Raw genomic sequence first — 23,710 nt, 5'->3', positions numbered from 1 at the left:
TGGATGTGAGCTATGCGCGCCGCTTCGAGGAGCGCCGGCCCATCGGGCCGGTCCGGCGCGCGCCCGGCATCTTCGATGCTATTCGGGCGCAAGTGGGGGCGTGCGTCGGGGGAAGTGTGGCGGTAGGAGTTGCGACCCCGAAGCTCGTGCCAACAACCAACGTCCTCAAGACCCCACCACCGCCAAAAGAAAAAGCCGCGCCCGGCGGGGCACGGCTTTCTCAACTCGCAAGATCCGGTCGGATCAGCCCTGGCGGGCCTTGAAACGACGCTGGGTCTTGTTGATCACGTAGACTCGGCCCTTCCGGCGCACAACGCGGCAGTCGCGATGGCGGGACTTGAGCGAGCGAAGCGAATTCCGAACCTTCATCGGTCTTCTCCTCTTGTCGCGGCGCCAGGCGCGCCTTGGGGTTGCGTTGCACCCCTGGCACCTGCGCCGGGGGCGGTAAATTCCATGGTGGGCGGTACTGGGTTCGAACCAGTGACCCCTACGATGTCAACGTAGTGCTCTACCGCTGAGCTAACCGCCCTTACCGACCCCGCGCCATCGGAAACGTGCCCCTTAAACGAAAGGGGCGCGGATGGCCCCGCGCCGGTGGACGGGTCTTTAAAAGGAGTCGGAGCGGAGATCAAGGGCTTTTGGACCTAGAAAAATTCGGTCTATCTTAAGCCTGACCGCGAGGAGCAGAGATGCCGAAATCGGCCTTCCAGTTATACCGCCCCGAGGCGCTGACATCCTGCGTGGTCTTTGCCTCGCCGCATTCGGCGCGCGACTATCCCTGGTCCTTCCTGCGCCATACCGTGCTGGACGAACACGCCATCCGCTCCTCCGAGGACGCCTATGTCGACCGGCTCTTCGACGGGGCGCCTGATTACGGCGCGCCCTTCCTCAAGGCCGGGGCGCCGCGCGCCTTCGTCGATCTCAACCGCGCGCCCGACGAGCTTGACCCCGCGCTGATTGAAGGGGTGCGGCGGATCGGCCACAACCCGCGGGTGGCCTCGGGGCTTGGCGTGGTGCCGCGCGTGGTGGCCAATGGCCGCGCGATCTACCGCGGCAAGCTGCCCATGGCCGAGGCCGACCGCCGCATCGCGGGCTACTGGCGGCCCTATCACGCCCAGCTCCAGGCCTTGCTCGACGAGGCGCAGGCAGGCTTCGGCGCGGCGATTCTCGTCGATTGCCACTCCATGCCGCACGAGGCCGCCGACGGGGCGGCGCGTTCCAGCGGGGTGCGTCCCGAGATCGTGATCGGCGACCGTTTCGGCGCCTCGGCGGATGGCGACATCGTCGACCGGATCGAGGCGGCCTTTTCCCACGCCGGACTGGTCGTGGCCCGCAACACGCCCTTCGCCGGGGCTTACAGCACCCAGCACTACGGCCGGCCCGCGCGCGGCCAGCACGCGGTGCAGATCGAGATCGACCGCGCCGTCTACATGGACGAACGCGCGATCCGCCCGAGCGCGAATTTCCACGCCTTCCGCAAGCTCCTGCGCGGGGTCATCGCCGAAATCGCGACGATTCGCGCCGAGGAGGCCCCGGGGCTCGCCGCCGAGTGATCAGAAGAGCGCGTCGAGCGCCGCCTCGAGGGGCGCGTCCTCGGTCAGCTCCAGCCGCACCGGCAGGGTCAGCACCTTCATCCGAAAGTCCTGCGGCAGCCGCACGGCGTCCTTCTCGGTGGTGACGAGCTGAGCGCCCTGGGCGCGGGCCTCGGCCTCGAGCCGGGCCATGAGCGCGGGCGTCAGCGGCTGGTGATCCTCGAGCGCCTCGGCGCGCAAAAGATCGACGCCGAGGCCGCGCAGGGTGCGGAAGAATTTCTCCGGGTAGCCGATGCCGGCGAAGGCCAGCGCCGGCAGACCTTCCCAGGGCATGCCGGTTTTGAGCGGCGCCAGCGCGCCCCGGAGCCGCGGCAGAGGGGCGCTTCGCCCCCAGGTGGCGTCGAAGCCCGCCTGCGCCTCGGGTCCGCCGATGGTAAGCAGGAGGTCCGCCCGGGCCAGCCCCGTGGCGACCGGCTCGCGCAGCGGCCCCGCGGGCAGGCAGCGCCCGTTGCCGAAGCCCTGCGCCGCATCGGCCACCACGATCGAAAGGTCTTTTGCCAGCGCCGGGTTCTGAAAGCCGTCATCCAGCAGGATCACTCCGGCGCCCTCAGCCACCGCCGCCTTGGCGCCTTCCGCCCGGTCGCGCGCCACCCAGACCGGCCCGAAGGCGGCCAGCAGGAGCGGCTCGTCGCCCACCTCGCGGGCGCTGTGGCGGGCCGGATCGACGCGCAGGGGCCCGGCCTCGCTGCCGCCATACCCGCGCGAGACCACATGCGGGGTCACGCCCCGGCTGGTCAGCCGCTGGATCAGCTCCATGACCGTGGGCGTCTTGCCGGTGCCCCCGGCGCTGAGGTTGCCGACGCAGATCACCGGCACCGGCAGGCGCAGCCCGGGGCGCGCGACGCGGCGCGCCGTGGCCCAGGCGGTCAGCGCCCCGAGAGGCGCCAGCGCGCGGGCCCGGAGGCCCGGGGTCGCGGGCGGGTTGTCCCAGAAAAGCGGCGCGCGCATCAGGGCTCTCCTTCCTCGGGCGGGCGGTCGTCCAGAAGCTCGGCGATGCGGGCGACGATCCGGTCCTCGGTTTTGGCCCCCGAGGTGACCACGTCCCAGCCCGCATGGGCCATGGCCGCGGCGCGGTCCGGGGCGATCAGATGCGAGACCGCCGAGGCCAGCGAATGCGCGTCACGCACGATTCGCGCGGCGCCGGCCTCGACCAGCCGCGAATAGGTGCCGAGGTGGCGCCCGACGTTCGGCCCATAAAGGATGGCCGAGCCGAGCGCCGCGGCCTCGAGCGGGTCGGTGCCGCCGTGGCGCGGCGCCAGCGAGCCGCCGAGGAAGGCCAGGGGCGCGACGCGATACCAGAGTCCCAGCTCCTCGGTGCCCTCGACCAGCAGGATCTGGGTCATGTCGTCGGGCATCTCTCCGGCCTCCCAGCGCGCGGCGCGCAGGCCCGTGGCCTCGGCGGCGGCGCGGGCGGCCTCGGCGTCCTCGGGGCGCTCTGGCACGACCACCAGAAGCAGCCGGTGGGCCAGCCGCGAGGCCGAGACATGGGCGTCGAAGATCCGCCGCATCTCGTCGGCGCGGGCCCGGGCAGCCAGCCAGACCGGGCGGCCGCCGAGGGCCGTGGCGACCTCTTCGTGGCTTTCGGGCGCGCAGTCGAGCGGCGGCGGCGCGGCGCTGAGCGCGCCGCTGCGCTCGATCCGGGGGCCGGGCAGGGCGAGCCGGCGCACCCGCCGCTCGGCCTCGCGGGTGGCGCAGAAGATGTCCGAGAAGCGCGCCAGCGCGGCGGGGGCCGCATCGGGCAGCCAGCGCGGCGCGGGCGTGGTGAAAGGCGTGTCCTCGGCGTTGACGAGGATCGCCGGCAGCCGGGCGTGATGGACCGCCTCCATGAGCGCGGGCCGCAGGGCGTGGCCTGCCCAGACCATCAGGTCGGGCCGCCAATGGGTCAGGAAGGCGCGGGCCTGGGGCAGGCTGTCCTCGGGTAGGGCGGCGGTCTCCTCGCCGTCCCAGGCGCCGGTCCTGAGGATGTTCAGCTCGGGCATCTGTTGCAGGAGCCGGGGCGCCAGCGCGGCCAGCGCCGGGCGGTCCTCGCGGCTGGCCGCATGCAGCCAGAGGATCCGCCCCGGGGGCCGTGCGCCCGGGGGCGCGCCCGCGCCCGTGCCCGCGCTCTCCGGGCCGCTGCCGGGGCGCGGCTCTGCGGGCCGGACCAGCGCCAGGTAGGCCGAGAGGGAGAAGGGGCGGCGGGACATGCGCGGGCCTCGGGCCTCAGCCCAGCTCCTCGGTCGGGGAGACCTCGCGCTCCTCGTCGCGGAGGCGATGCAGATGGGCGATGAAATAGCGCATATGGGCGTTGTCCACGGTGCGCTGCGCCTCGCGCTTCCAGGCGTCATAGGCGGTGGCGTAATCGGGGAAGATGCCCACGACATGGATGTCGTCGACATTGCGGAACTGGGTTTTCTGCGGATCGACGAGCTCGCCGCCGAAGACCAGGTGAAGGCGTTGCATGGGGCGTGAGGCTCCTTTGCCGAGGGTTTGGGCCGGGGTGACGCTGCGCCCGATTAGGACAGGCCCGCGTGGAAAGGCAAGGCGTGCGGGGGGATGGGGGGTGGCGGTTGGGCTGGCGGAGTGTGCGGGGAGGGCGGTGCGAGGAGGTGTCTCGGTTGGGGGAAGCGGTCTGGCGGGTGGTCTTGGCGAGCCGATCTGCCCGTCTGCTCCCTCGCACCACCCCAACCACCCCGCGCCCGACTTGCGCCCGAACAGCACCGAAGGTGCCGGGCGCGCGCCGGACCGGCCCGATGGGCCGGCGCTCCTACGAGTGGCGTGCCTAGCTCACAGCGTGTCCTGACCTTGCTGCCATAAAGCGCGTAGCCCAGAGGTCAGGAGCGCCGGCCCCCGGACCGGCGCGCGCCCTCTGGTGCGCGGGGTTGAGAGGGGGAAGGGTTGGAGCGGTGAGCGATGCCGATAGGTGTCGTGGTTTCCGAAGCCGTTTGCTGCGGGAGTTGTCGTTGCCGGGTTCTGGGGACACTCCCGGGCCCGCAAAACCATCGCCCTGACATGAACGACGCGCCCCTCTTGCGCCCGAATAGCACCGAAGGTGCCGGGCGCGCGCCGGACCGGCCCGATGGGCCGGCGCTCGTACGAGTGGCGTGCATAGCTCACAGCGCGTCCTGACCTTGCTGCCATAAAACGCGTAGCCCAGAGGTCAGAAGCGCCGGCCCCCGGTCCGGCGCGCGCCCTCTGTTGGGGAGGGCTGAGAGGAGGCGTGATCCCGGCGACTTCTCTCCGGGAAAGGGAGAACTGCCGGGGATAGCGGTGCCTTCTTTTTGGGAGGAAGTGTGGAAGGCGGTTCGATAGCGCCCGCATCGCGCCACGCTCACCCCGCCCGCTTCCCCAGCGCGCCCTTCAAGAAGATGTGCAAAGCAGGGCCGACAGCAGCCATCCCCCACCAGCCCTCACCCCGCCGGCATCCCCAGCGCGGCCATGGTGCCCTGCCAGAGCGGCGGCGGCGCGGCGACGATCCCGGGCAGGAGCGCGTCGGGGCGGTTGAACCGCAGCGCCTGGCCCTGGCGGTCGGAGACCTGCCCGCCGGCCTCGGCCACGATCAGCGTGCCGGCGGCCACGTCCCATTCCCAGGCGTCGCGGAAGGTCAGCATGGCGTCGAAGGAGGCATCCGCCACCAGGCAGAGCCGATAGGCCAGCGAGGGCCGATGCGCGCGGTGGAAGGGCGGCACCCCGCCGGGCCAATGCTTCGGATCGACGTTGGGCTTGGTCGCGAGCACCTGCGCGCCGGCGATCTCGGCCCGGCCCGAGGCGCGGATCGGGGCGCCGTTCAGCCGCGCCCCGCCCTCCGTCTCGGCAGTGTAGAGCTTGTCGCGCATCGGCAGGTAGACCACCGCCGCGGTGATCCGCCCGGCCTCGGCCACCGCCAGCGAATGCGCCCAGGTGTCCGAGCCGTCGATGAAGCTGCGCGTCCCGTCGATCGGGTCGATGATGAAGGTCGCGGGCGAGGTCAGCCGCAGCGGGTCGTGCGGGCTTTCCTCGGAGAGCCAGCCATAGCTCGGCCGCGCGGTGCGCAGGGTGTCCTCGAGGATCTCGTTCACCGCCAGGTCGGCGGCGGTCACCGGGCCCTGGCCGTCGGGCTTCTCCTCGGTGCCGAGCGGCCCGCCGATGAAGGTCGTGGCGACCTCGGCCGCGGCCTGGGCGGCGCGGGTGAGCAGCGCAAGATCACTCTCCGGCAAGGGTCAGCCCTTCGACCAGGAGCGAGGGCACCACCCGGCTGAGCCAGGGGCGCGCGTCATTGGCGGGGCGCAGGCTGCGCAGCATCTCGGGCAGGCTGCCGGCCACGGTCACGCCCGAGACCGGGTAGACGACGTCGCCGTTCTCGACCCAGAGGCCCGAGGCGCCGCGCGAATAATCCCCGGTGTTGGGATTAATCGTCGCGCCGATCATCGAGGTGACGATCAGCCCGGTGCCCATCTCCGCGATCAGATCCGCACGCGAGGACGCGCCCTGGGTCAGCGCCACGTTCCAGGCGGCGGGCCCGGGGCCCGAGGCGACCGACCGCGCGGCATTGGCGGTGGGCTCCAGCTCGAGCTTGCGCGCGCAGGCCAGGTCCAGCGTGTAGCTTTGCAGCACGCCCGCCTCGACCACGGCGCGGCGGCGGGTCGGCAGCCCCTCGGCGTCGAAGCGCCGCGAGCCCATGGCGCGGGGGCGGTGCGGATCCTCGATCAGCGACAGCCCGGCCGGCAGCACCTCGCGCCCCAGCGCGTCGCGCAGCCAGGAGGCCCCGCGCGACACCGCCTGGCCCGAGGTCGCCTGCAAGAGGTGCCCGATCAGCGAGGCGGCGATGCGCTCGTCAAACAGCACCGGGTAGGCGCCGGTCTTCGGGCGGCGCGGGTTCATGCGTTCGACGGTGCGCTCCCCGGCGCGGCGGCCGATCTCCTCGGGGCTGCGCAGGTCGGACTGGAAGACCCGCGAATCGCCGTCGTAGTCGCGCTCCATGCCGGTGCCCTCGCCGGCGATGGCGACGCAGGAGGTCGAGCGCTGGCTGCGCGCGTAGCCGCCCGAGAACCCGTTCGAGGCCGCCAGGTGCACCCGGGTCGCCCCGTAGCCCGCCGAGGCGGCGTCGATCCGGGTCACGCCCTCGACCGCCAGCGCCGCGGCCTCGGCGCGGCGGGCGTCCTCTTCCAGCGCGGCGGGATCGGGTTCGGCGGCGGGATCGCACAGCTCCAGCGCCGAGACGTCGAGGTCCCGCGCGAGCTGATCGGGATCGGCCAGGCCGATGTACGGGTCCTCGGGCGCCTCGCGGGCCATGGCGACGGCGCGGTCAGCCATCTCAGCCATGGTCTCGGGGCGGGTGTCCGAGGCCGAGACCGTCGCCGAGCGCCGGCCCAGAAGCACCCGGAGGCCGATCTCCACCGCCTCGGAGCGTTCGGCCTGTTCCAGCGCGCCGCCGCGCACATCGGCGCTGATCGAGGTGCCATCCACCGCCATGGCATCGGCGCTTTCCGCGCCGGCTTTGCGGGCGGCGTCGATCAGCGCCTCGGTCAGGCGGGACAGGTCATGCGGCATGGGCTCTCCTCGGGGTCGCAACCTGGCCAGAGACCTAGGCCGGGGCGGGGGGAAGCGCAAGTTCGGGGCCCCCTCAGGGGGTCTTGGGCACCACCACGCCCAGGATCGGGCCCATCGGCCGGCCGATGTCGGCGCGGTTCAGCGCCGGGGCGTAGAGCCGCGAGATATTGCCGTCGAGAAACAGCGCCTGGTCGATGCCGAGCCCGTCGCGGTAGAGCCGCCCGAACTCGTGGAAGGTGACCGGCCGCTTGGAGATCGCGAAGATCACCTCGCGCCCGTCGGCGCTGCTGCCGACGCCGTTGCGGATGTAGCGGCTATCGCTGTCGGGCAGGAAGCGGGGATGCAGCTCGCCGTCGATCACCAGCATCGGGCCGGACTGGGTGGCGAAGCGGCAGTCGGGCGCCTCGGCCTGGTAGCGCGAGGTCTCGATAACCTCGGCGCGGTCCTCGCGGATGCAGAAGACGCCGTTCGGGAGCAGCCCGAAGTTGCCCGGCCCCTCCGAGGTGATGAGCCGCTGCAGCTCCTCGCCCTCTTCGATGTAATGGCCGACCGGGGCGCGGTCGGGGTGATACATGCCGCCGTTCATTGCGAAGGCCAGCCGCCCCTCCTCGGCGCCGAGCGCCTGGTCGAGCCGCCCGAACTGGGCGTAGGGCTTGCCGTCCTCGGCATAGAGAAAGAGCCGCAGGTCCTGCGCCGCGGCATCGACCCGGCAGAGCGTGTAGGGCGTGTTCTCGAAGACGAACTCGCGGCAGTCCACGGCCTCTTCGGCCGCCGCCGGAAGGGCGCCGAAGATCAGCGGGAACAGAAGGCCGGGCCAGCGCATCGCGTCAGTCGTCCAGGTCGCGGCGCACGTCGTCCTGGTTGAAGAGCCGCCGGGTCTCGTCGAGCTTGTCGAAGGTCTCGTCGAGACGGAAGCGCAGCTCGGGCGCGAACTTCAGCTTCACGTTCTTGGCCACCAGCTTGCGCAGCTCTCCGGCGTTGCGCGCCAGGAGCTTGACCAGCGTGTCCTGCCCGCGCCCGCCCAGCGGCACGACATAGGCGGTGGCGACCTTGAGGTCGGGAGAGACCCGCACCTCGCCCACGGTGATCGACATGCCCGCAAGATCGGGATCATGCAGATCGCCGCGCATCAGCACGTCCGAGAGCGCGCGGCGCACAAGTTCGCCCACGCGCAGCTGGCGCTGGCTGGGTCCGGGTCCATCGTTGAAGCGGTTCTTGGCCATGAGGCGCAGATACGCCTTCGTCCCGGCTTTGCCAAGCCGCCCGGCGCGCGGTAAAGGGGCGGCAGAGCGAAGGAGAGGCAGCAGTCATGAGCGAGACAACCCGCGTTGTGGTCACCGGCGTGTCGGGCCGGATGGGGCAGATGCTGGTCCGGGCCCTGGCCGAGGCCGATGGGCTGGAGCTGTCGGGCGCGGTCGAGCGCAGCGGCCACGACTGGGTCGGGCGCGACCTGGGTGCGGCCATGGGCGGGGCCGAGAGCGGCCTTCTGGTCACCGACGACGCCGAGGCCGCCTTTGCCGAGGCCCATGCGGTGATCGACTTCACCGCGCCTGCCGCCACCATCGCCTTCGGCCGGCTCGCCGCCGCGCGGGGCATGGTGCATGTGATCGGCACCACCGGCTTTTCTGACGAGGAGCTGGACGAGTTGGCCACCGCCTCCGAGGGCGCGGTGCAGGTGCGCGCGGGCAATATGTCGCTCGGGGTGAACCTTCTGACGCTGCTGACCCGCAAGGTCGCCGAGGCGCTCGACGCCGATTTCGACATCGAGGTGGTCGAGGCCCACCACAGCCGCAAGGTCGACGCGCCCTCGGGCACGGCGCTGATGCTGGGCGAGGCCGCCGCCGAGGGGCGCGGCGTGGCGCTGGGCGATGTGGCCGACCGGGGCCGGGACGGCATCACCGGTGCCCGCAAGCGCGGCGACATCGGCTTCACGGCGATTCGCGGCGGCGACATCGTGGGCGAGCACGACGTGATCTTCGCGGGCCCCGGTGAGCGCATCGTCCTGCGCCATGTCGCCTCGGACCGGGCGCTCTTCGCGCGCGGCGCGCTCAAGGCGGCGCGCTGGGGCGTCGGCCAGGCGCCGGGCTTCTACGACATGATCGACGTCCTGGGGCTGAAGTAGGGGCCTGCGGTCTGGCTCCGGGGCAGAGGCGCCGGGCCGGTCACAACCCTGTCATAGCCCGCCATGAGCGCAAAAAAATGAAACCGATCGGCCTCGGTCCGCGTAGTTCCCGCAAGACCGAGGAGATCCGACATGCGCTTTTCCCTGATCCCGAGCTTGATCCTGGCCCTGATGCTGCCTGCTGCCGCGGCTGCCGAACGGGTCGACACCCGGGCCGAGTTCCTCTCGGCCGTGGAGGGCAAGCGGCTGGTGCGCCCGCTGGTCAACCTGCAGGTCCTGTCGAACGGCGGCATCGCCGGCAATGGCGCGGCCTGGGACGTGACCGGCAACTGGACCTGGCAGGATGGCTTCTTTTGCCGCGACCTGAACTGGGGCGGCGATGACCTGGGCTACAACTGCCAGCTCGTCGAGCTGGACGCCAACCGCATCACCTTCACCGCCGACCGCGGCGCGGGCCGGTCGGAAGGTTTCACGCTGAAGTGAGACCTGCGGGGCCGGGGGCGTCGGTTTAAACGGACGCCCGGCCCTTTCGCACTGAGTTGAGAGCCGCGTTTGGCGCGTTGAGACGCGCTTGCGCCCCTCGGTTCACCTGATTCTAGGTAAGTATTGCTGACAGGCTGTGCGCCCGCGCCATAACGCGCGTCACCACCACCGACCTCTTCAGAAGTCGATCGCCAGCCCCTTCTTCTCCCAGTCGCCGTAGCGCACGGGTTCCAGCCCCTTGCGGCCGCCCAGTTCCACCGGGCGGGGGTTGGCGGCCTCGGCCTCCTCGGCCTTGCGGCGGCGCTCTTCGGCCTCGGCAAGCGCCCGGCGGGCGGGTTCGGGCAGATCGGCATTGTCGTCGCGCATCGGCGGTTCCTCCGGTCGTCTGCCCCTGATATATCGCCGCGACGCAGAGGAACAAGGCAGGCAAGATGGATCAGGCACGGCGCGCGGGCGTGGATCTTCTGGACGGGGTGCTGGGCGAAGGCCGGCTGATGAGCGAGCTTCTGGCCGGCCCGGCGCTGCGTCGGCTGGCGCCCGAGGACCGCGCGGCGGCCCAGCGGCTGGCGACCGAGACGCTGCGGCATCTCGACCGGGCCGACCGGCTCCTGCAGCCGCATCTGCGCAAGGCGCCGCCCCTGCGGGTGCGCAACATCCTGCGGCAGGGCGCGGTGGAGCTGGCGCTGGGCGGCGCGGCGCATGGCGTCGTCTCTTCCGCCGCCGACATCGCCGACGGCCACAAGCGCACCCGCGCGATGAAGGGGCTGGTGAACGCCGTCCTGCGCAAGGTGGCGGGCGCGGCGCCGGAAGCTTGGAATGATCTGCCGGTCTCGCGGCTGCCCGACTGGCTGCGCGGCCCGCTGCTCGAGGCCTGGGGCCGCGAGGCGGTGCGCGGCTTCGAGGCCGCCCATGCCGCGGGCGCGCCGCTCGACCTGACGCTGAAGGAGCCCGCCAAGGCCGCGTCGCTGGCCGAGGCGCTGGGCGCCGAGCCTTTGCCCACCGGCTCGCTGCGGCTCTCGGCGCGCGGGCAGGTCTCGGCGCTGCCGGGGTTTGAGGCGGGCGACTGGTGGGTGCAGGACGCCGCCGCGGCGCTGCCCGCGCGGCTCCTGGGCGACCTGACGGGGCAGACGGTCCTCGACATGTGCGCCGCCCCGGGCGGCAAGACGCTGCAGCTGGCGGCTGCGGGGGCGAAGGTCACGGCGCTCGATCTCTCCGAGGCGCGGCTGGCGCGGGTCTCGGAGAACCTGGCGCGGGTCGGGCTCTCGGCCGAGGTCGTGACCGGCGACGCGCTGACCCATGAGGGCAGCTATGACGCCGTGCTTCTCGATGCGCCGTGCTCGGCGACCGGCACCATCCGCCGTCACCCGGACCTGCCCTATGCCAAGGACGGCGCGGGCATCTCCGAGCTGATCGCCCTGCAGGCCGCGATGATCGACCGCGCGCTGACGCTCCTGAAGCCCGGCGGGCGGCTGATGTTCTGCACCTGCTCGCTGATCCCCGACGAGGGCGAGGTGCAGGTCGAGGAGGCGCTGGAGCGCCATCCCGGCCTCACGGTCGCGCCGCTCGAGGCGGCCTGGATCGCCGAGGATTGGCGCAGCCCCGAGGGCGGCCTGCGCCTGCGCCCGGATCTCTGGCCCGAGTGGGGCGGGATGGACGGCTTCTACATGGCGCTTCTGACCAAGCCGTAAGCGGCGCGCTGCCCTTACCGGTTCCGCGGCGGGCGGGCCTTGTAGGTCGGCAGCCGCCAGCCCCGCGCCAGCGTGCCTGCGCGCAGCGTGAAGGTCACCGCGGCGCAGGCCAGCGCCGCCAGCCCGTCTCCGAGCCCCAGCCAGGCCCCGAGCAGCGTCGCCAGCGAGCCCGCCAGCGCGCAGGTGACGTAAAGCTCGCCCTGGCTCAGCACCACCGGCACGTCATTGGCGACCACGTCGCGCATCAGGCCGCCCAGGCAGCCCGTCGCCATGCCCATGACCACCACGATCGGCGCCGGCTGCCCGGCCTCGAGCGCGATGCCCGAGCCTGCCGCCGCCGCGACCGAAAGCGCCGCCGCGTCGAGCCAGCGCAGCGTCGCCAGCCGGTTCTCGAGCCGATGCGCGGTCACGAAGACCACCAGCGCCGCCAGGCTTGCCACCGCGAGGTAGAAGGGATCTGCGATCCAGAACACCGGGTTCCGGTCAAGAAGCAGGTCGCGTACCGTGCCGCCGCCCAGCCCGGTCAGCGCGCCGAGGAAGACGAAGCCCACCACGTCGAGCTGCGCGCGGCTGGCCGTCAGCGCGCCGGTGGCCGCGAAGACCAGCACGGCGGCATAGTCGAGCAGCGTGAAGAGGCTCATTTGCCACGCGGCTTGAAGGGCGCCATGCCGTCCCGCGCGAGCTGGTCGGCGCGTTCGTTCTCGGGGTGGCCGGCGTGGCCCTTCACCCATTCCCAGGTGACCTGGTGGCGGCCCTGCGCGGCGTCGAGCCGCTGCCAGAGCTCGGCGTTCTTCACCGGCTTCTTCGAGGCGGTCTTCCAGCCGTTGCGCTTCCAGCCGTGAATCCAGCCGGTGACGCCGTTCTTCACGTAGGCGCTGTCGGTGACCACGGTGATCTTCGAAGGCCGCGCGAGGCTTTCCAGCGCGTTGATCGCGGCCAGAAGCTCCATGCGGTTGTTGGTGGTCGCGGCCTCGCCGCCCGAGAGCTCGCGCTCCTTCACGACGCTTTCGCCCTCCTTCGCCTGGAGCAGCGCGCCCCAGCCGCCGGGGCCGGGATTTCCGGAGCAGGCTCCGTCGGTGAAGGCAAAAAGATCGGCCATGGCGCGCGGTGTCGCCCGCGCGTGGCCCGCCGTCAAGTGGGCGCGGGGCCGCGACGAAAGGCACCGGCGCGAAACCCCGCGGCGCAGGAACGTGGACCGGGGGCAGGCGTTTTGCCCCGGAACGGCGGGCACGCCCCCCATGCAAGCTCAATAGACCCGAAGGAGACCTGTCATGCCCAAGATTTCCGACGCGAAGATCCTGCTGATCGCCACCCATGGTTTCGAGCAATCCGAGCTGGAGGTGCCGCGCGACCGCCTGCGCGAGCATGGCGCGGTGCTGCATGTGGCCAGCCTCGACGGCAAGGAGATCAAGGGCTGGGATGGCGACGACTGGGGCCGCACCGTGCCGGTCGACACCGGGCTGAACGCGGTGGACCCAAGCGACTACGACGCGCTGGTGCTGCCCGGCGGGCAGATCAACCCCGACCTCCTGCGCGTCGACGAGCGGGTGATCGAGACGGTGCGCGCCTTCCACCAGTCCGGCAAGACCATCGCCGCGATCTGCCATGCGCCTTGGGTGCTGATCGAGGCGGGCATCCTGAAGGACCGCAAGGCGACCTCGTATCCGTCGGTGAAGACCGACGTGGTGAACGCCGGCGCGCACTGGGTCGATGAGACCGCGGTGGCCGACCAGGGCATCGTGACCAGCCGCAACCCCGGCGACCTCGAGGCCTTCGTGGCCAAGATCGTCGAGGAGGTCGAGGAAGGCACCCACAGCCGCCGCGCGGCCTGAAGGTCGTTAGCGCCGGGGCAGGGCAGCTGACCCCGCCCCGGCGCCTCTGATCACTCCACCGTCACGCTGATCTGGTCGGACGCCACGACGGGATCATGCGGGCGGTGATTGGCATCTCCCAAGACAAGCTGCAGCGTGTGGGTGCCGGGCTCCAGGTCCAGCGTCACCTGCGTCTGCCCGCCGCCGAAATGGCGGTGGTTGTCGTCCGAGGGCAGCCCGTTGCCCATGGCCTCCTCGTCGCCCTCGGCCTCGCCGAAAGGCGCGCGGTCGATCAGCACGTGGTGGTGGCCGGTGGCCTCGCGCTCGGTGCCGGCGGGGGCGACACCCATGCCTTCGAGCCCGAAGCGCAGGGTCAGCGGGCTGCTCACGCTGGCGCCGTCCTCGAGCCCGATGAAATAGACCCGCGCCGCATCCGGGGCGGGCGTGGCCTCCTGCGCGAAGGCCGGGGCGGCCAGCGTCCCGAGCGCGAGACAGGCGGCGAAAGTGGTTCGTGCAAACATAGCGAATCCTCCCGATTTCAGTGCCCTGGGCACCAGTTGGACTGTAGCGCGAATGCCCCCTTGTCGACAGCTGCGCCTGTTTCCAAGTGTCAAACAGAGCCTTCAAATACCTTCCAATTGTCTGCCCCACGCCGCGATTGTGCCCAACTTCGCCGCGATACCTTGGCCAAGACAAAAGTTGCGAAGATGCGAAGGAGCGCTCCATGGATCGGCTCACCGAAATGGAAGCATTCGCCACCGTGGTGGATCAGGGCGGGTTCACGGATGCCGCCAAGAAGATGGGGATTTCCAAGTCCGCCGTCTCCAAGCATGTCTCCTCGCTCGAGGCGCGGCTCGGCGCGCGGCTCCTGAACCGCACCACGCGGCGGGTCAGCCCGACCGAGATTGGCCTGGCCTATTACGACCGCGCTCGCCGGGTGCTGAACGACGCCGGAGAGGCCGACGCGCTGGTGACCTCCATGCAGTCGGCGCCCTCGGGGCTTCTGCGGATCTCGGTGGCGACGGACTTCGGGGTGAATCACCTCTCGCCGATCCTCGGCCGGTTCCTGGCCGAGTTTCCCGACATCACCGTGAACATGGTGCTGAACAACCGCTACGTGGAGCTGATCTCGGAAGGGTTCGACATGGCGGTGCGGATCGGGGAGCTTGAGGATTCGACGCTGCGCGCCCGCAAGCTCGCCGAATGCACCAAGCGGATGATCGCCGCGCCCTCTTACTTCGAGAAGTTCGGCCGCCCGGATCGCATCGACGATCTGAACGAGCACAAGCTTCTGCACTACTCCAACCAGTCCTCGGGCAACGTCTGGAAGGTCACCGCGCCTTCGGGCGAGAAGCGCCAGGTGCGCACCGCGGGCTGGCTTTCGGTCAACGACGGGCAGTCGCTTCTGAACGCCTGCATCGCGGGCCTGGGCATCGCCTACCTGCCGTCTTTCCTTTACTCCGATGCCATGGCCAGCGGCCTGGTCGAGGATGCGATCCCCGATCTGCCGCAGGAGACCCAGGGCATCTACGCCGTCTATCCGCCGGGCCGGTTCACCCAGCCCAAGGTCCGCGCCTTCATCGACTTCCTCGTGCATGAGTTCGCCGAGAAGGGCCCGACCGACTGGTAGTCTTGTCCCGAAGCCTGTTCCAAGGCCGACTGGCCCCGGTTGCCCTGTGGCACCGGGGCGTTTTTATGCCCGCGCCGTCCGGCGCACCGGCCAGACCTCCAGCACCCCGGCCAGGAGCACCAGCGCGCCGCCCGCGAGTTCCAGCGGCGCTGGCACCTCGCCCGCGAGCCAGGCCGCCGAGGCGGTGCCGACCAGCACCTCGATCATCAGGAGGATCCCGACCCTCGGCGGATCGAGCCGCACCGTCGCCCACATCAGCGCGGTCATGCAGAGCGCCCACCAGATGGCGCCCGCCGCCACCGCCCAGCCGAAGGCGGGCAGGGCGGCGGTGAGGCTTTCGAGCGCCGGCGGCGCGGCGAGGAGCGGCGCGAGCGCCGCCGCCGCGAGGACCGCCCCGCAGGAGAAGACGAAGGAGGCCTCGACCGGCGGCACCGCCGGGCGCACCCGCATGCCGACCGTCGCGACGGCCCAGAGAAGCCCCGAGAGGAGCGCCATCCATTCGCCCAGGCCCCGGGGCAGCGGCAGGTCGCCCTCGGCCCCGAGCATCAGCGCCAGCCCCGCGAGCCCCGCCGCGATGGCTGCGAGCCGGAGCCCCGGCGTCGGCCAGCCCATGACCAGCCGCCCGATCAGCGTCGACCAGACCGGGGTGAGGAAGAACAGCAGGATGATCACCGCGACCCGCCCGTAGATCAGCCCGACGGAATAAAGCACGAAGCTGCCGCCGCCGAGCGCCACGAAGGCCAGCGCCGCCCGGTCCGCCCGCGCCAGCATGTCCCGGTGCCGCAGCGCCTGCGGCAGAAGGCAGAGCGCCGAGATCGCCACGATCGCCAGCGTGCCCCAGGCGCCGGCGAGCCCGGCCTCCTCCAGGCGCCGCACCGGCACCCAGTAGAACCCCCAGAAGGCCCCCGCCGCGACCACGTAGAAGGTGGCGCGCGAGATCGGATCGCTGAAAACCATGGCTGCCCGCTCCTGCCCGAGATGACGCTCCCCGCCCGATAGCGTGCGGGGGCGGGGAGGGCAATCTGGGGGGGGCTTGGGAGAGGGGTGTGAGAGGCGTGAGTGGTTGGGGGCGGTGTGGGGGTGAGAGGTGGGGGCGGTGGCTTGTGTGATGTTCGGCGGTTGTGCCAGGCGGCGGGCCAGCGTGAGGTTTGGCGAACGCGCGCGGATTGGGGCCTTGGGCGGTTTTTGGGTGTGGCTTGGGTGGTGTTCGGCGGTTGCGCAGGTTTTGAAGCCTTAAGGCGGCGGAAGGCCGATGATTCCCGGGAAGACAGACCTCGGGCCGGAGCGAATAGCCTCGCAGCCCTTTGTCGCAGAACCTTACATCTAGGAACGAGGGCGCGCGCCGGACCGGGGGCCGGCGCTGCCGACCTCTCAGCGAGGCGCTTTATCCCGGCAAGGTCAGGACTAGTGGCGATCTATGCGCGCCACCCACAAGAGCGCCGGCCCAAGGGGCCGGTCCGGCGCGCGCCCGGCACCTTCGGTGCTGTTCGGGCGCAAGAGGATGCAGGGATTTGGCTCCCGCCTCCAAGCCTCAATTCGGCCGGCAGCGCGCGCCTTCGAGCCTCAGGCGGCATTCGACGCAAAGGAGCGGCAGCGCCACGCGCGAGGCGGCGAGGGTCAGGGGCAGGATCGCCTCGGGGCGGACCAGGAAGATCGCCTCTTCCAGCGCCGCCTCGCGGTCGGCCTCGAGCGCGCGGAGGACGAAGCGGCAGAGCCCGTCCTCGTCCGGCGTCAGCGCCGGGGTCTCGGGCTCGGCCATCTCCGGCAGCGCCCAGGCGGCGCGTTTCAGGATCGCCTGCAGGGTCTCGAAGGCCGACAGGCAGGCCCGCGCGCGGCCGGCGCCCAGCTCGTGACTGAGCTCGGACCAGAGCAGCGTCTGGGCCTCGGGCCCGAGCGGCCAGAGCCGGAACATCGCCAGGAGCCGCGCCTCGGGCGGGCGGAGCTCGGCGATGCTGCGGGTCGCGGGCGCATCCAGGAGGGAAGCTAAGGGCATGGCGGATCCTCTTCTGAGGATATTCCTGATGGAAATGATAAGGTAAGTCAATCACGGGATGTGGCGGGGCGGCGGTGGGGCGCCTTGGCCCGGCGAAGGGGATGAAAACTTGGGCAGGGGATGCGGGTCTCGCCAGAGCGCGCCCGTCGTGTCGGCGCTTGCATCGCGTGTTGCCGAAGCCGCCACGCGTCGCCGACGAGCCAGTCGCGTGCGCGGATCTCCTGTTTCTGCTCCGAACTGCACGCGAGGCTGCCTGTCTCGCCCGCGAACGTTCGGCACCCCCTCAAACCCAACCTGCGCAACCTAGCGCAGGCCCCTCACCCCGGCACGCCGCCCCGCGCGGGGTGGCGGAGAACCGCCCAGCCGCCGCGCCCGGCTGCGCGGGGCGGCGCCCAGAGCCGCCCCCGCGGCAGTGCAGCCTTGCGCCGCCCCGCGCGGGCCAACAGGCATTTGCCCACAGAGCAGGAAAAGGAGCTTTGACATGCGACTGACATCCACCGCCCTCGCCGCGACGCTGACCCTGGCCGCAGGCGCCGCCCAGGCCCAGGGCATGGCCTTCGCCGACCTCGACATCGACGGCAACGGCACCGTCAGCGCCAGCGAGTTCGCCGAGGGCTTCGGCGCCGACCGCGCGGCGGCCTTCGCGCAATACGACCTCGACGGTGACGGCCAGATGACCCGTGCCGAGGCCCGCGCCGCCGCCCAGGCCCGGCTCGAGGCCGAGACCGACGCCGGCGTGAACGGCGATGTCCTCGGCGCCGCGGAAGCCGCGCTCGGCGACGACGAGGACGAGATGGACGCGGATGACGACGCGGACGAGGGCTTCGACGAGGACGACGGCGCCGACGGGGATGACGACGACGGCGCCGATGATGACGACGGTGACGACGGCGACGACGACTGATCCGCGCAAGTGATCCGGGAGGCGCCGCACTCTCCCCGGTGCCCCCGACGCCCCGCCAGCCCGGCGGGGCGTTTTTTTGTTTGTGGCGGGTGGGCGGTTATTCGAGCGAGGCGACGGGTGTAGCGGACATGATTGTTTGTCCGGGCCGCCTGCGGCGTCCCGGACCGGGGCAGGGGGCTCTGCCCCCTCTGCGGGCGTGCCGCCCGCATTCACCCCCGAGGTATTTGGACAAGCTGAAGCTGGTGGGGGGCGCTTGGTGGGGGGGGGGGCGCCCGGGATGTGTGAGGTGGGCGCGGTGTTGCGCGGGCGGGGAGGGCGCCTTGGGCGTGCCGGGGCTTTGGGGCGCCGTTGGGAAGTGGCCGCGCGCAGCGCGTTGCCCGACGCCTCAGCCTTCGGCGCGGAGGAGCGCGGCGAGGCCTTCGCGGTAGGTGGGGTAGCGCATCTCGAGGTTCAGCACCTCTTTCACCTTGGCGTTGGAGGTGCGCTTGTTGTCGGCGTAGAAGCTGCGCGCCATGGGGCTCATCTCGGCCTCCTCGAAGGGCACCTCGGGGGGCACCGGCAGGCCCAGGAGCTCGGCGGCATGGGCGATCACGTCCTGCGGCGGCGCGGGTTCGTCGTCGCAGAGGTTGAAGGCCTCGCCGGGGGTCGGCGCGGCGATCGAGGCTTCGAGCACCCGGGCGATGTCCTCGACATGGATGCGCGAGAAGACCTGGCCAGGCTTCACCACCCGCTGGGCGCGACCGGCCTTGACCTTGGCGAAGGGGCCGCGGCCGGGGCCGTAGATGCCCGCGAGGCGGAAGATATGCAGCGGCAGGCCGGGGATCGCGGCCCAGGCGGCCTCGGCCTCGACCCGGGCGCGGCCGCGCCGGCTGTGGGCCTTGAGCGGCGCCCTCTCGTCGATCCAGGCGCCGCCGGCGTCGCCGTAGACCCCGGTGGTCGAGAGATAGCCGGCCCAGCGCAGCTTTGGCGCGCGGGCGGCGATGGCCTCACGGGCGAGCGCCAGCGCCGGGTCGCCGTCTTCGTTTGGGGCGGCGGACATCAGGAGGTGATCGGCCTCGGCCAGCGCCTCGGTCACCGCCTCGCGGGTGAAGAGGATCGGCTCGATGCCGGTCTCGGCCAGGGCGGAGAGCTTCTCGGGGTCGCGGCTGGTGCCGATCACCCGCCAGCCCAGCGGCAGGAGACGGGTCGCAAGCGCGCGGGCGGAATAGCCGTGGCCGAGGGAGAGGAGCGTGCCGGTCATGCCGGGAAAACTGGCGCGGAGCGCGGGCTTTGGCAAGCCATGCGCGGGCTGCCGCCGACGGCGGATCCCCGCGCTCGCGCGAATCAGGCCGGGAGAGGCAGGATCCGCGCCGGAGCAACAATCCGGACCTCGATCCATGACCCGACCCCTGCTGGCCGTCCTGATCTGCCTGAGCCTGGCCGCCTGCGCGGCCCCCAGCGACGAGACCGTCGCGCGTTTCGCCGCCGAGGGCGCCGAGACCGGCTACAACCCGCCCCTGCACCCCAATGAGACCGAGGAGCTGCGGCGGCTCATCAACCGCTATGCCGACCGCTACGAGGTGCCGCGCGCGCTGGTCCACCGGGTGGTGATCCGCGAGAGCACGCATCGCCCCTGGGCGCGCAACGGGCCCTATTACGGGCTGATGCAGATCCTGCCCGCGACGGCGCGCAGCATGGGCTTCCAGGGGCAGGCCACGGACCTGCTCGATGCCGAGACCAACCTGCGCTACTCGGTGAAATACCTGCGCGGGGCCTGGCTCTTGTCGGACGGCAGCTTCGACACGGCGGTGAAATGGTATTCCCGGGGGTATTACTACGAGGCCAAGCGGCAGGGGATGCTGGTGGAGACCGGGCTGCGGCCGGGGTGAGTGTGCTGGGCCGGTAGGGGGCGCGTTGCGCGGGTCTCGCGCTGGCAGGTGCCGCTTAGCCGCGTCGACGGCGCGGATCGCACGGCCTGGGTCTTCCGAGAGCCCTCAAGTCGCCCCGGGCAGGACGAGGGCCAAGACCCCCGCCTAGCGCCCCTCGCGCGCCATCAGCCTCGGCAGCTCTCCGGTCAGACCGGCGGCCTCGCGCATCGCGGCGCGGCGCAGGCCGGGGGTGGCGTTCACCGCCCGCATGCCCAGATCGCGCAGCGCCCGGAGCCCCGCGCTGTCGTTCGAGAAGAGCCGGTTGAAGAGATCGGTCGCCAGCCCCAGCGAGGCATTGTCGAAGCGCCGCCAGCGCGCGTAGCGGTCAAGCACCGGCGCCGCGCCGGGGTCCTCGCCCCGGGCGCGGGCCTCTTCCAGCACATGGGCCAGCGCGCCGACGTCGCGCAGCCCCGCGTTCAGCCCCTGGCCCGCCAAGGGATGCACGCCATGGGCGGCATCGCCCACCAGCGCCAGCCGCGGCGCGGTCAGGGCCTGCGCAAGCGAGAGCCCCAGCGGATAGGTGAAGCGCGCCCCGGCCAGCGAGACCGCGCCCAGGAAATCGCCGAAGCGCGGGCGCAACACCGTCAGGTAGTCGGCCTCGGGCAGGGCGTTGATACGCTCGGCCAAGCCGCGCCGCTCGCTCCAGACGATCGAGCTGCGGTTGCCCGTGAGCGGCAGGATCGCCAGCGGCCCCGAAGGCAGGAAGAGCTGATGCGCGACGCCCTGGTGCGGGCGCTCGTGCGCGATGGCGCAAACCAGCGCGGTCTGCGGGTAGTCCCAGCCGGTGCGGGAGATCCCGGCGCGGGAGGCGGTGCCGCTCGTCCGACCGTCGGCACCCACCGCGAGCCGGGCGGTGAGCGTCTCGCCACCCTCCAGCTCCAGCACCTGGGCGGCCGGTTCGGCGCGCTGGCCGGTGACGCGGGTGCCGCGGCGGTGGGTGATGCCCGGGTGATCGGCCAGACGGTCCAGGAGCACGCGGCGCAGGTGCCGGTCCTCGACCATGAAGCCCATCGGCCCCTCCTCGAGCTCGGCGCCCTCGAAATGCAGCCCCAGCGCCACGCGGGCCTCGCCGACGCGGCCGTCGGTGACCTTGATCTCGCGCATCGGCTGGGCGCTCTCGGCCAGCCCGGACCAGAGCCCGAGGTTCGCCAGAAGCCGCTTCGAGGCCTGGGCCAGCGCGTAGGAGCGGCCGTCGAAATCCGCCGCGCGATGGGTCGCTTCGGGGGCGGCATCCAGCAGGCAGACCGAGAAGCCGGCCTCTGCCAGCGCCAGGGCCAGGGTGCCCCCGGCCAGGCCGCCGCCGATGATGGCTATGTCGCAATCGGGTGTCATGCCGCGAAATATGCCCCGGGGCGCGGCATTGTCCATGCGCCCTCACGCCGCTAGCGTCGCGGCCGGACCACAGGGCAGGGAGGACGCGGGGCATGAGTGACTGGACCGAGATGGAGGCAATCGCGCTGGGCGACGGCATCGCGCGGGGCGAGATCGACCCGGTGGCGCTGACCGAGGCGTATCTAGAGAAGATCGCCGCCCATCCGCTGACCGACCGGATCTATGCCCGGGTGACGCCCGAGCGCGCCCGCGCCGAGGCCCGCGCCGCGGCAGACCGCGCGCGGATGGGGCGGCGGCGCTCGGCCCTCGACGGGGTGCCGGTCAGCTGGAAGGACCTTTTCGACAGCGCCGGCACCGCGACCGAGGCGGGCTCGGCCATGCTGAAGGGCCGGGTGCCGGGCCGGGACGCGCGGGTCCTGCGCGAGGCGACGGCGGCGGGGCTCGTCTGCCTCGGCAAGACGCATATGTCGGAGCTGGCCTTCTCGGGGCTCGGGCTGAACCCGGTGACCGCGACGCCGCCCTGCGTGAATGACGCGGGCGCGGTCTCGGGCGGGTCCTCCTCGGGGGCGGCGGCCTCGGTGGCCTTCGGGCTGGCGCCCGCGGCCATCGGCTCGGACACCGGCGGCTCGGTGCGGGTGCCCTCGGCCTGGAACGACCTGGTGGGGCTGAAGACCACCGCCGGGCGGGTCTCGCTTGAGGGCGTGGTGCCGCTGGCGCCGCGCTTCGACACCGTGGGGCCGCTGACCAAAAGTGTGGCGGATGCGGCGCTGCTCTTGCGGCTTCTCGAGGGGCGGAAGGCGCCGGACCTCGGGCAGGCGGGATCGCTGAAGGGGCGGCGCTTTGCGCGGCTGACCACCATCGTCGAGGAGGACCTCGCCCCGGAGATCGCGCGCGCCTACGAGGCCGTGCTGCGCGCCTTCGAGGCGGCGGGCGCCACGATCAGTGATGTCGCCGCGCCCGAGATCGAAGGGCCCATGGCCGACGCGGGCGTGCTTTACACCGGCGAGGCCTGGGCGCTCTGGGGCGAGACCATCGAGGCCGAGGGCGCGGCGATGTTCGACCCGATCCGGGCGCGATTCGAAGGCGGGCGGGAGGTCTCGGCGGCGGAGTTCCTGCGCGCCTGGGCGCGGCTCGAGGAGGCCCGCCAGGCCTGGGGCGCGCGCATGGCGGGCTTCGACGCGGTGCTCTGCCCGACGACGCCCAACCTGCCGCCCGACGCGGCACGGCTGATGGAGGATGGCGACTATTACGTCGCGGAAAACCTCAAGACGCTGCGCAACACCCGGGTGGGCAACCTCATGGGGCTCTCGGCGGTGAGCCTGCCGGGGGGCACGCCCTCGGCGGGGATATCGCTGATGGGCGCGCCATGGGCGGAGGAACGGCTTCTCTCCCTGGCCGCAAGCGCCGCGCGCGCGCTGGGTTAAGCGCCCGGCGCGATGCGGATTTCCTGCCACAGGTCCTTGAGACTTCGGCAAGATTCTGGACGATCGGGCGCGCTGCGATGTATCTTTGTCACAAAGCGGGGCGTCAACGATCCCGCCACCACGAGGCAGTAGAGCATGTTTCCCGAACGGTTTTCGGACCTTCCGGCCTATGCGTTCCCGCGCCTGCGCGCGCTGTTGGACGCAGATGAGCCCGGCGGGCCGGTCGTGCATATGACCATCGGCGAGCCGCGCCACGCCTTCCCCGACTGGGTGGGCGAGGTGCTGGCGGCGCATGTCGGCGAGTTCGCCCGCTACCCGGTCAACGAGGGCACGCCCAAGCTTCTGGGCGCAATCCACGACTGGCTGGGGCGGCGCTACGGCGTCGACATCGACCCGGCGCGGCGGATCATGGCGCTGAACGGCACGCGCGAGGGGCTTTATAACGCCGCCATGGCGCTATGCCCGGAGCGCAAGAACGGCCAGCGCCCGGTGATCCTGACGCCCAATCCCTTCTACCAGGTCTACGCGGTGGCGGCGCTGTCGGTCGGCGCGGAGCCGGTCTTCGTGCCCGCGACCGAGGCGACGGGCCATCTGCCGGACTACGCCGCCCTGCCCGAAGAGCAGCTCGACCGGGTGGCGCTGGCCTATATCTGCTCGCCCGCGAACCCGCAGGGCGCGGTCGCCGACCGGGCCTATTGGGAGCGGCTGATCGGCCTGGCCGAGCGGCATGATTTCCAGATCCTCGCGGATGAATGCTATTCCGAGATCTTCCGCGGCAAGGCGCCGACCGGCGCGCTCGAGGTGGCCCGGGACATGGGCGCCGACCCCGAGCGGGTCGTGGTCTTCCATTCGCTCTCCAAGCGGTCGAACCTGCCGGGCCTGCGCTCGGGTTTCGTCGCGGGCGGGCCCGAGACCATCGCCCGGATGCGCCAGCTCCGGGCCTATGCCGGGGCGCCGCTGCCGCTGCCGCTGCAGCGCGTGGCCGAGAAGGTCTGGGCCGACGAGGTCCACGTCGAGGAAAACCGCCGGCTCTACGCCGAGAAATACGAGATCGCCGACCGGGTCTTCGAGGGGATCGAGGGCGCGGGCGCGCCCGAGGCGGGATTCTTCCTCTGGCTGCCGGTCGACGACGGCGAGACGGCGGCGCGGCAGCTCTGGCGCGAGACCGGCGTGCGGGTCCTGCCCGGCGCCTACCTGTCGCGGGACACCGCGGCGGGCAATCCGGGGGCGGGCTACATCCGCGTGGCCATGGTCGCCCCGCGGGACGAGATGCGGGACGGGCTCGAACGGCTCAGGGCCTGTCTCTACGGGTGACG

General features: G+C 71.8%; 26 protein-coding genes and 1 tRNA gene. 10 read left to right on the top strand and 17 right to left on the bottom strand.

The window, feature by feature from the left end; genetic code table 11:
• Positions 1-243: 243 nt before the first annotated feature.
• Positions 244-369, bottom strand: coding sequence for a type B 50S ribosomal protein L36 (ykgO, locus tag LR948_RS11885; RefSeq protein ID WP_028287243.1), 126 nt, complete (start codon positions 367-369; stop codon positions 244-246).
• Between the two features lie 85 nt (positions 370-454).
• Positions 455-529 (bottom strand) — tRNA-Val (locus LR948_RS11880).
• A 160-nt stretch (positions 530-689) separates the two neighbouring features.
• On the opposite strand from LR948_RS11880, the gene LR948_RS11875 reads away from it, so the two are divergent.
• The gene (locus LR948_RS11875) at positions 690-1,553 is read left to right on the top strand and encodes an N-formylglutamate amidohydrolase (RefSeq protein ID WP_232754244.1); all 864 of its coding nucleotides are present in this window, start codon (positions 690-692) and stop codon (positions 1,551-1,553) included.
• Here LR948_RS11875 and lpxK read toward each other — a convergent pair whose 3' ends face one another.
• The 7 genes from lpxK to rbfA form a co-directional block, all read right to left on the bottom strand.
• Positions 1,554-2,540, bottom strand: a complete 987-nt coding sequence (gene lpxK / locus LR948_RS11870; RefSeq protein WP_232754243.1) for a tetraacyldisaccharide 4'-kinase — start codon at positions 2,538-2,540, stop codon at positions 1,554-1,556.
• Positions 2,540-3,778: a 3-deoxy-D-manno-octulosonic acid transferase gene (locus tag LR948_RS11865; RefSeq protein ID WP_232754242.1), complete on the bottom strand. Its 1,239-nt coding sequence runs from the start codon at positions 3,776-3,778 to the stop codon at positions 2,540-2,542. Before LR948_RS11865 ends, lpxK begins: the two co-directional genes overlap by 1 nt.
• 16 nt (positions 3,779-3,794) lie before the next feature.
• Complete coding sequence (locus LR948_RS11860; RefSeq protein WP_232754241.1) at positions 3,795-4,034, bottom strand: DUF4170 domain-containing protein; 240 nt, start codon at positions 4,032-4,034, stop codon at positions 3,795-3,797.
• Positions 4,035-4,981: 947 nt separating this feature from the next.
• Positions 4,982-5,767 carry a 3'(2'),5'-bisphosphate nucleotidase CysQ gene (locus tag LR948_RS11855; RefSeq protein ID WP_232754240.1) on the bottom strand — a complete coding sequence of 262 codons (786 nt, stop codon included), beginning with the start codon at positions 5,765-5,767 and terminating at the stop codon, positions 4,982-4,984.
• Positions 5,754-7,100 carry a TldD/PmbA family protein gene (locus LR948_RS11850; RefSeq protein WP_232754239.1) on the bottom strand — a complete coding sequence of 449 codons (1,347 nt, stop codon included), beginning with the start codon at positions 7,098-7,100 and terminating at the stop codon, positions 5,754-5,756. Before LR948_RS11850 ends, LR948_RS11855 begins: the two co-directional genes overlap by 14 nt.
• Before the next feature lie 73 nt (positions 7,101-7,173).
• Positions 7,174-7,923, bottom strand: a complete 750-nt coding sequence (locus tag LR948_RS11845; RefSeq protein ID WP_232754238.1) for a phosphodiester glycosidase family protein — start codon at positions 7,921-7,923, stop codon at positions 7,174-7,176.
• 4 nt (positions 7,924-7,927) lie between these two features.
• Positions 7,928-8,323, bottom strand: coding sequence for a 30S ribosome-binding factor RbfA (gene rbfA / locus LR948_RS11840; protein ID WP_232754237.1), 396 nt, complete (start codon positions 8,321-8,323; stop codon positions 7,928-7,930).
• Positions 8,324-8,409: 86 nt separating this feature from the next.
• On the opposite strand from rbfA, the gene dapB reads away from it, so the two are divergent.
• Complete coding sequence (dapB, locus tag LR948_RS11835) at positions 8,410-9,222, top strand: 4-hydroxy-tetrahydrodipicolinate reductase (RefSeq protein WP_232754236.1); 813 nt, start codon at positions 8,410-8,412, stop codon at positions 9,220-9,222.
• A gap of 132 nt (positions 9,223-9,354) precedes the next feature.
• The gene (locus LR948_RS11830) at positions 9,355-9,705 is read left to right on the top strand and encodes a dihydrodipicolinate reductase (RefSeq protein WP_232754235.1); all 351 of its coding nucleotides are present in this window, start codon (positions 9,355-9,357) and stop codon (positions 9,703-9,705) included.
• A 177-nt stretch (positions 9,706-9,882) separates the two neighbouring features.
• Here LR948_RS11830 and LR948_RS11825 read toward each other — a convergent pair whose 3' ends face one another.
• A complete protein-coding gene (locus tag LR948_RS11825; protein WP_232754234.1) occupies positions 9,883-10,071 on the bottom strand; it encodes a DUF1674 domain-containing protein in 189 nt (62 codons plus the stop codon).
• A gap of 65 nt (positions 10,072-10,136) precedes the next feature.
• On the opposite strand from LR948_RS11825, the gene LR948_RS11820 reads away from it, so the two are divergent.
• Positions 10,137-11,393 (top strand): RsmB/NOP family class I SAM-dependent RNA methyltransferase, encoded by a 1,257-nt coding sequence (locus tag LR948_RS11820; protein ID WP_232754233.1) that lies wholly within the window; start codon positions 10,137-10,139, stop codon positions 11,391-11,393.
• 14 nt (positions 11,394-11,407) lie between these two features.
• On the opposite strand, the gene LR948_RS11815 is transcribed toward LR948_RS11820, so the two are convergent.
• Positions 11,408-12,034 carry a trimeric intracellular cation channel family protein gene (locus tag LR948_RS11815; protein ID WP_232754232.1) on the bottom strand — a complete coding sequence of 209 codons (627 nt, stop codon included), beginning with the start codon at positions 12,032-12,034 and terminating at the stop codon, positions 11,408-11,410.
• The gene (gene rnhA / locus LR948_RS11810) at positions 12,031-12,492 is read right to left on the bottom strand and encodes a ribonuclease HI (protein ID WP_232754231.1); all 462 of its coding nucleotides are present in this window, start codon (positions 12,490-12,492) and stop codon (positions 12,031-12,033) included. Before rnhA ends, LR948_RS11815 begins: the two co-directional genes overlap by 4 nt.
• A gap of 172 nt (positions 12,493-12,664) precedes the next feature.
• Between rnhA and LR948_RS11805 the strand changes: the two genes are divergently transcribed.
• On the top strand, positions 12,665-13,225 hold the full coding sequence (locus tag LR948_RS11805; RefSeq protein WP_232754230.1) for a type 1 glutamine amidotransferase domain-containing protein: 561 nt from the start codon (positions 12,665-12,667) through the stop codon (positions 13,223-13,225).
• 50 nt (positions 13,226-13,275) lie between these two features.
• Here the strand turns inward: LR948_RS11805 and LR948_RS11800 are convergent, their stop codons facing one another.
• Entirely contained in the window at positions 13,276-13,725 is a 450-nt protein-coding gene (locus LR948_RS11800; RefSeq protein WP_232754229.1) for a DUF4399 domain-containing protein, read from the bottom strand.
• A 203-nt stretch (positions 13,726-13,928) separates the two neighbouring features.
• Between LR948_RS11800 and LR948_RS11795 the strand changes: the two genes are divergently transcribed.
• Positions 13,929-14,834, top strand: a complete 906-nt coding sequence (locus LR948_RS11795; RefSeq protein ID WP_232754228.1) for a LysR family transcriptional regulator — start codon at positions 13,929-13,931, stop codon at positions 14,832-14,834.
• 63 nt (positions 14,835-14,897) lie between these two features.
• Here LR948_RS11795 and LR948_RS11790 read toward each other — a convergent pair whose 3' ends face one another.
• Both LR948_RS11790 and LR948_RS11785 read right to left on the bottom strand, forming a co-directional pair.
• Complete coding sequence (locus LR948_RS11790; protein WP_232754227.1) at positions 14,898-15,791, bottom strand: DMT family transporter; 894 nt, start codon at positions 15,789-15,791, stop codon at positions 14,898-14,900.
• 574 nt (positions 15,792-16,365) lie between these two features.
• On the bottom strand, positions 16,366-16,827 hold the full coding sequence (locus tag LR948_RS11785; RefSeq protein ID WP_232754226.1) for a hypothetical protein: 462 nt from the start codon (positions 16,825-16,827) through the stop codon (positions 16,366-16,368).
• Positions 16,828-17,308: 481 nt separating this feature from the next.
• Between LR948_RS11785 and LR948_RS11780 the strand changes: the two genes are divergently transcribed.
• The gene (locus LR948_RS11780; RefSeq protein WP_232754225.1) at positions 17,309-17,731 is read left to right on the top strand and encodes a hypothetical protein; all 423 of its coding nucleotides are present in this window, start codon (positions 17,309-17,311) and stop codon (positions 17,729-17,731) included.
• A gap of 385 nt (positions 17,732-18,116) precedes the next feature.
• Here the strand turns inward: LR948_RS11780 and LR948_RS11775 are convergent, their stop codons facing one another.
• Positions 18,117-18,971, bottom strand: coding sequence for an SDR family oxidoreductase (locus LR948_RS11775; protein WP_232754224.1), 855 nt, complete (start codon positions 18,969-18,971; stop codon positions 18,117-18,119).
• Positions 18,972-19,107: 136 nt separating this feature from the next.
• Here LR948_RS11775 and LR948_RS11770 point away from each other — a divergent pair, with 136 nt between their 5' ends.
• Positions 19,108-19,599 carry a lytic transglycosylase domain-containing protein gene (locus LR948_RS11770; protein ID WP_232754223.1) on the top strand — a complete coding sequence of 164 codons (492 nt, stop codon included), beginning with the start codon at positions 19,108-19,110 and terminating at the stop codon, positions 19,597-19,599.
• Positions 19,600-19,743: 144 nt separating this feature from the next.
• On the opposite strand, the gene LR948_RS11765 is transcribed toward LR948_RS11770, so the two are convergent.
• Positions 19,744-20,970, bottom strand: a complete 1,227-nt coding sequence (locus tag LR948_RS11765; RefSeq protein WP_232754222.1) for a UbiH/UbiF/VisC/COQ6 family ubiquinone biosynthesis hydroxylase — start codon at positions 20,968-20,970, stop codon at positions 19,744-19,746.
• Positions 20,971-21,062: 92 nt separating this feature from the next.
• Between LR948_RS11765 and LR948_RS11760 the strand changes: the two genes are divergently transcribed.
• The gene (locus tag LR948_RS11760; protein ID WP_232754221.1) at positions 21,063-22,394 is read left to right on the top strand and encodes an amidase; all 1,332 of its coding nucleotides are present in this window, start codon (positions 21,063-21,065) and stop codon (positions 22,392-22,394) included.
• Between the two features lie 135 nt (positions 22,395-22,529).
• Complete coding sequence (locus tag LR948_RS11755) at positions 22,530-23,708, top strand: aminotransferase class I/II-fold pyridoxal phosphate-dependent enzyme (RefSeq protein WP_232754220.1); 1,179 nt, start codon at positions 22,530-22,532, stop codon at positions 23,706-23,708.
• Positions 23,709-23,710: the final 2 nt, after the last annotated feature.

Origin of the sequence: Roseivivax sp. GX 12232, assembly GCF_021272185.1 — a bacterium.
Taxonomy (GTDB): domain Bacteria; phylum Pseudomonadota; class Alphaproteobacteria; order Rhodobacterales; family Rhodobacteraceae; genus Roseivivax.
Note: the sequence above shows the minus strand (reverse complement) of the source record. Positions and strands in the feature narration are given on the sequence as shown.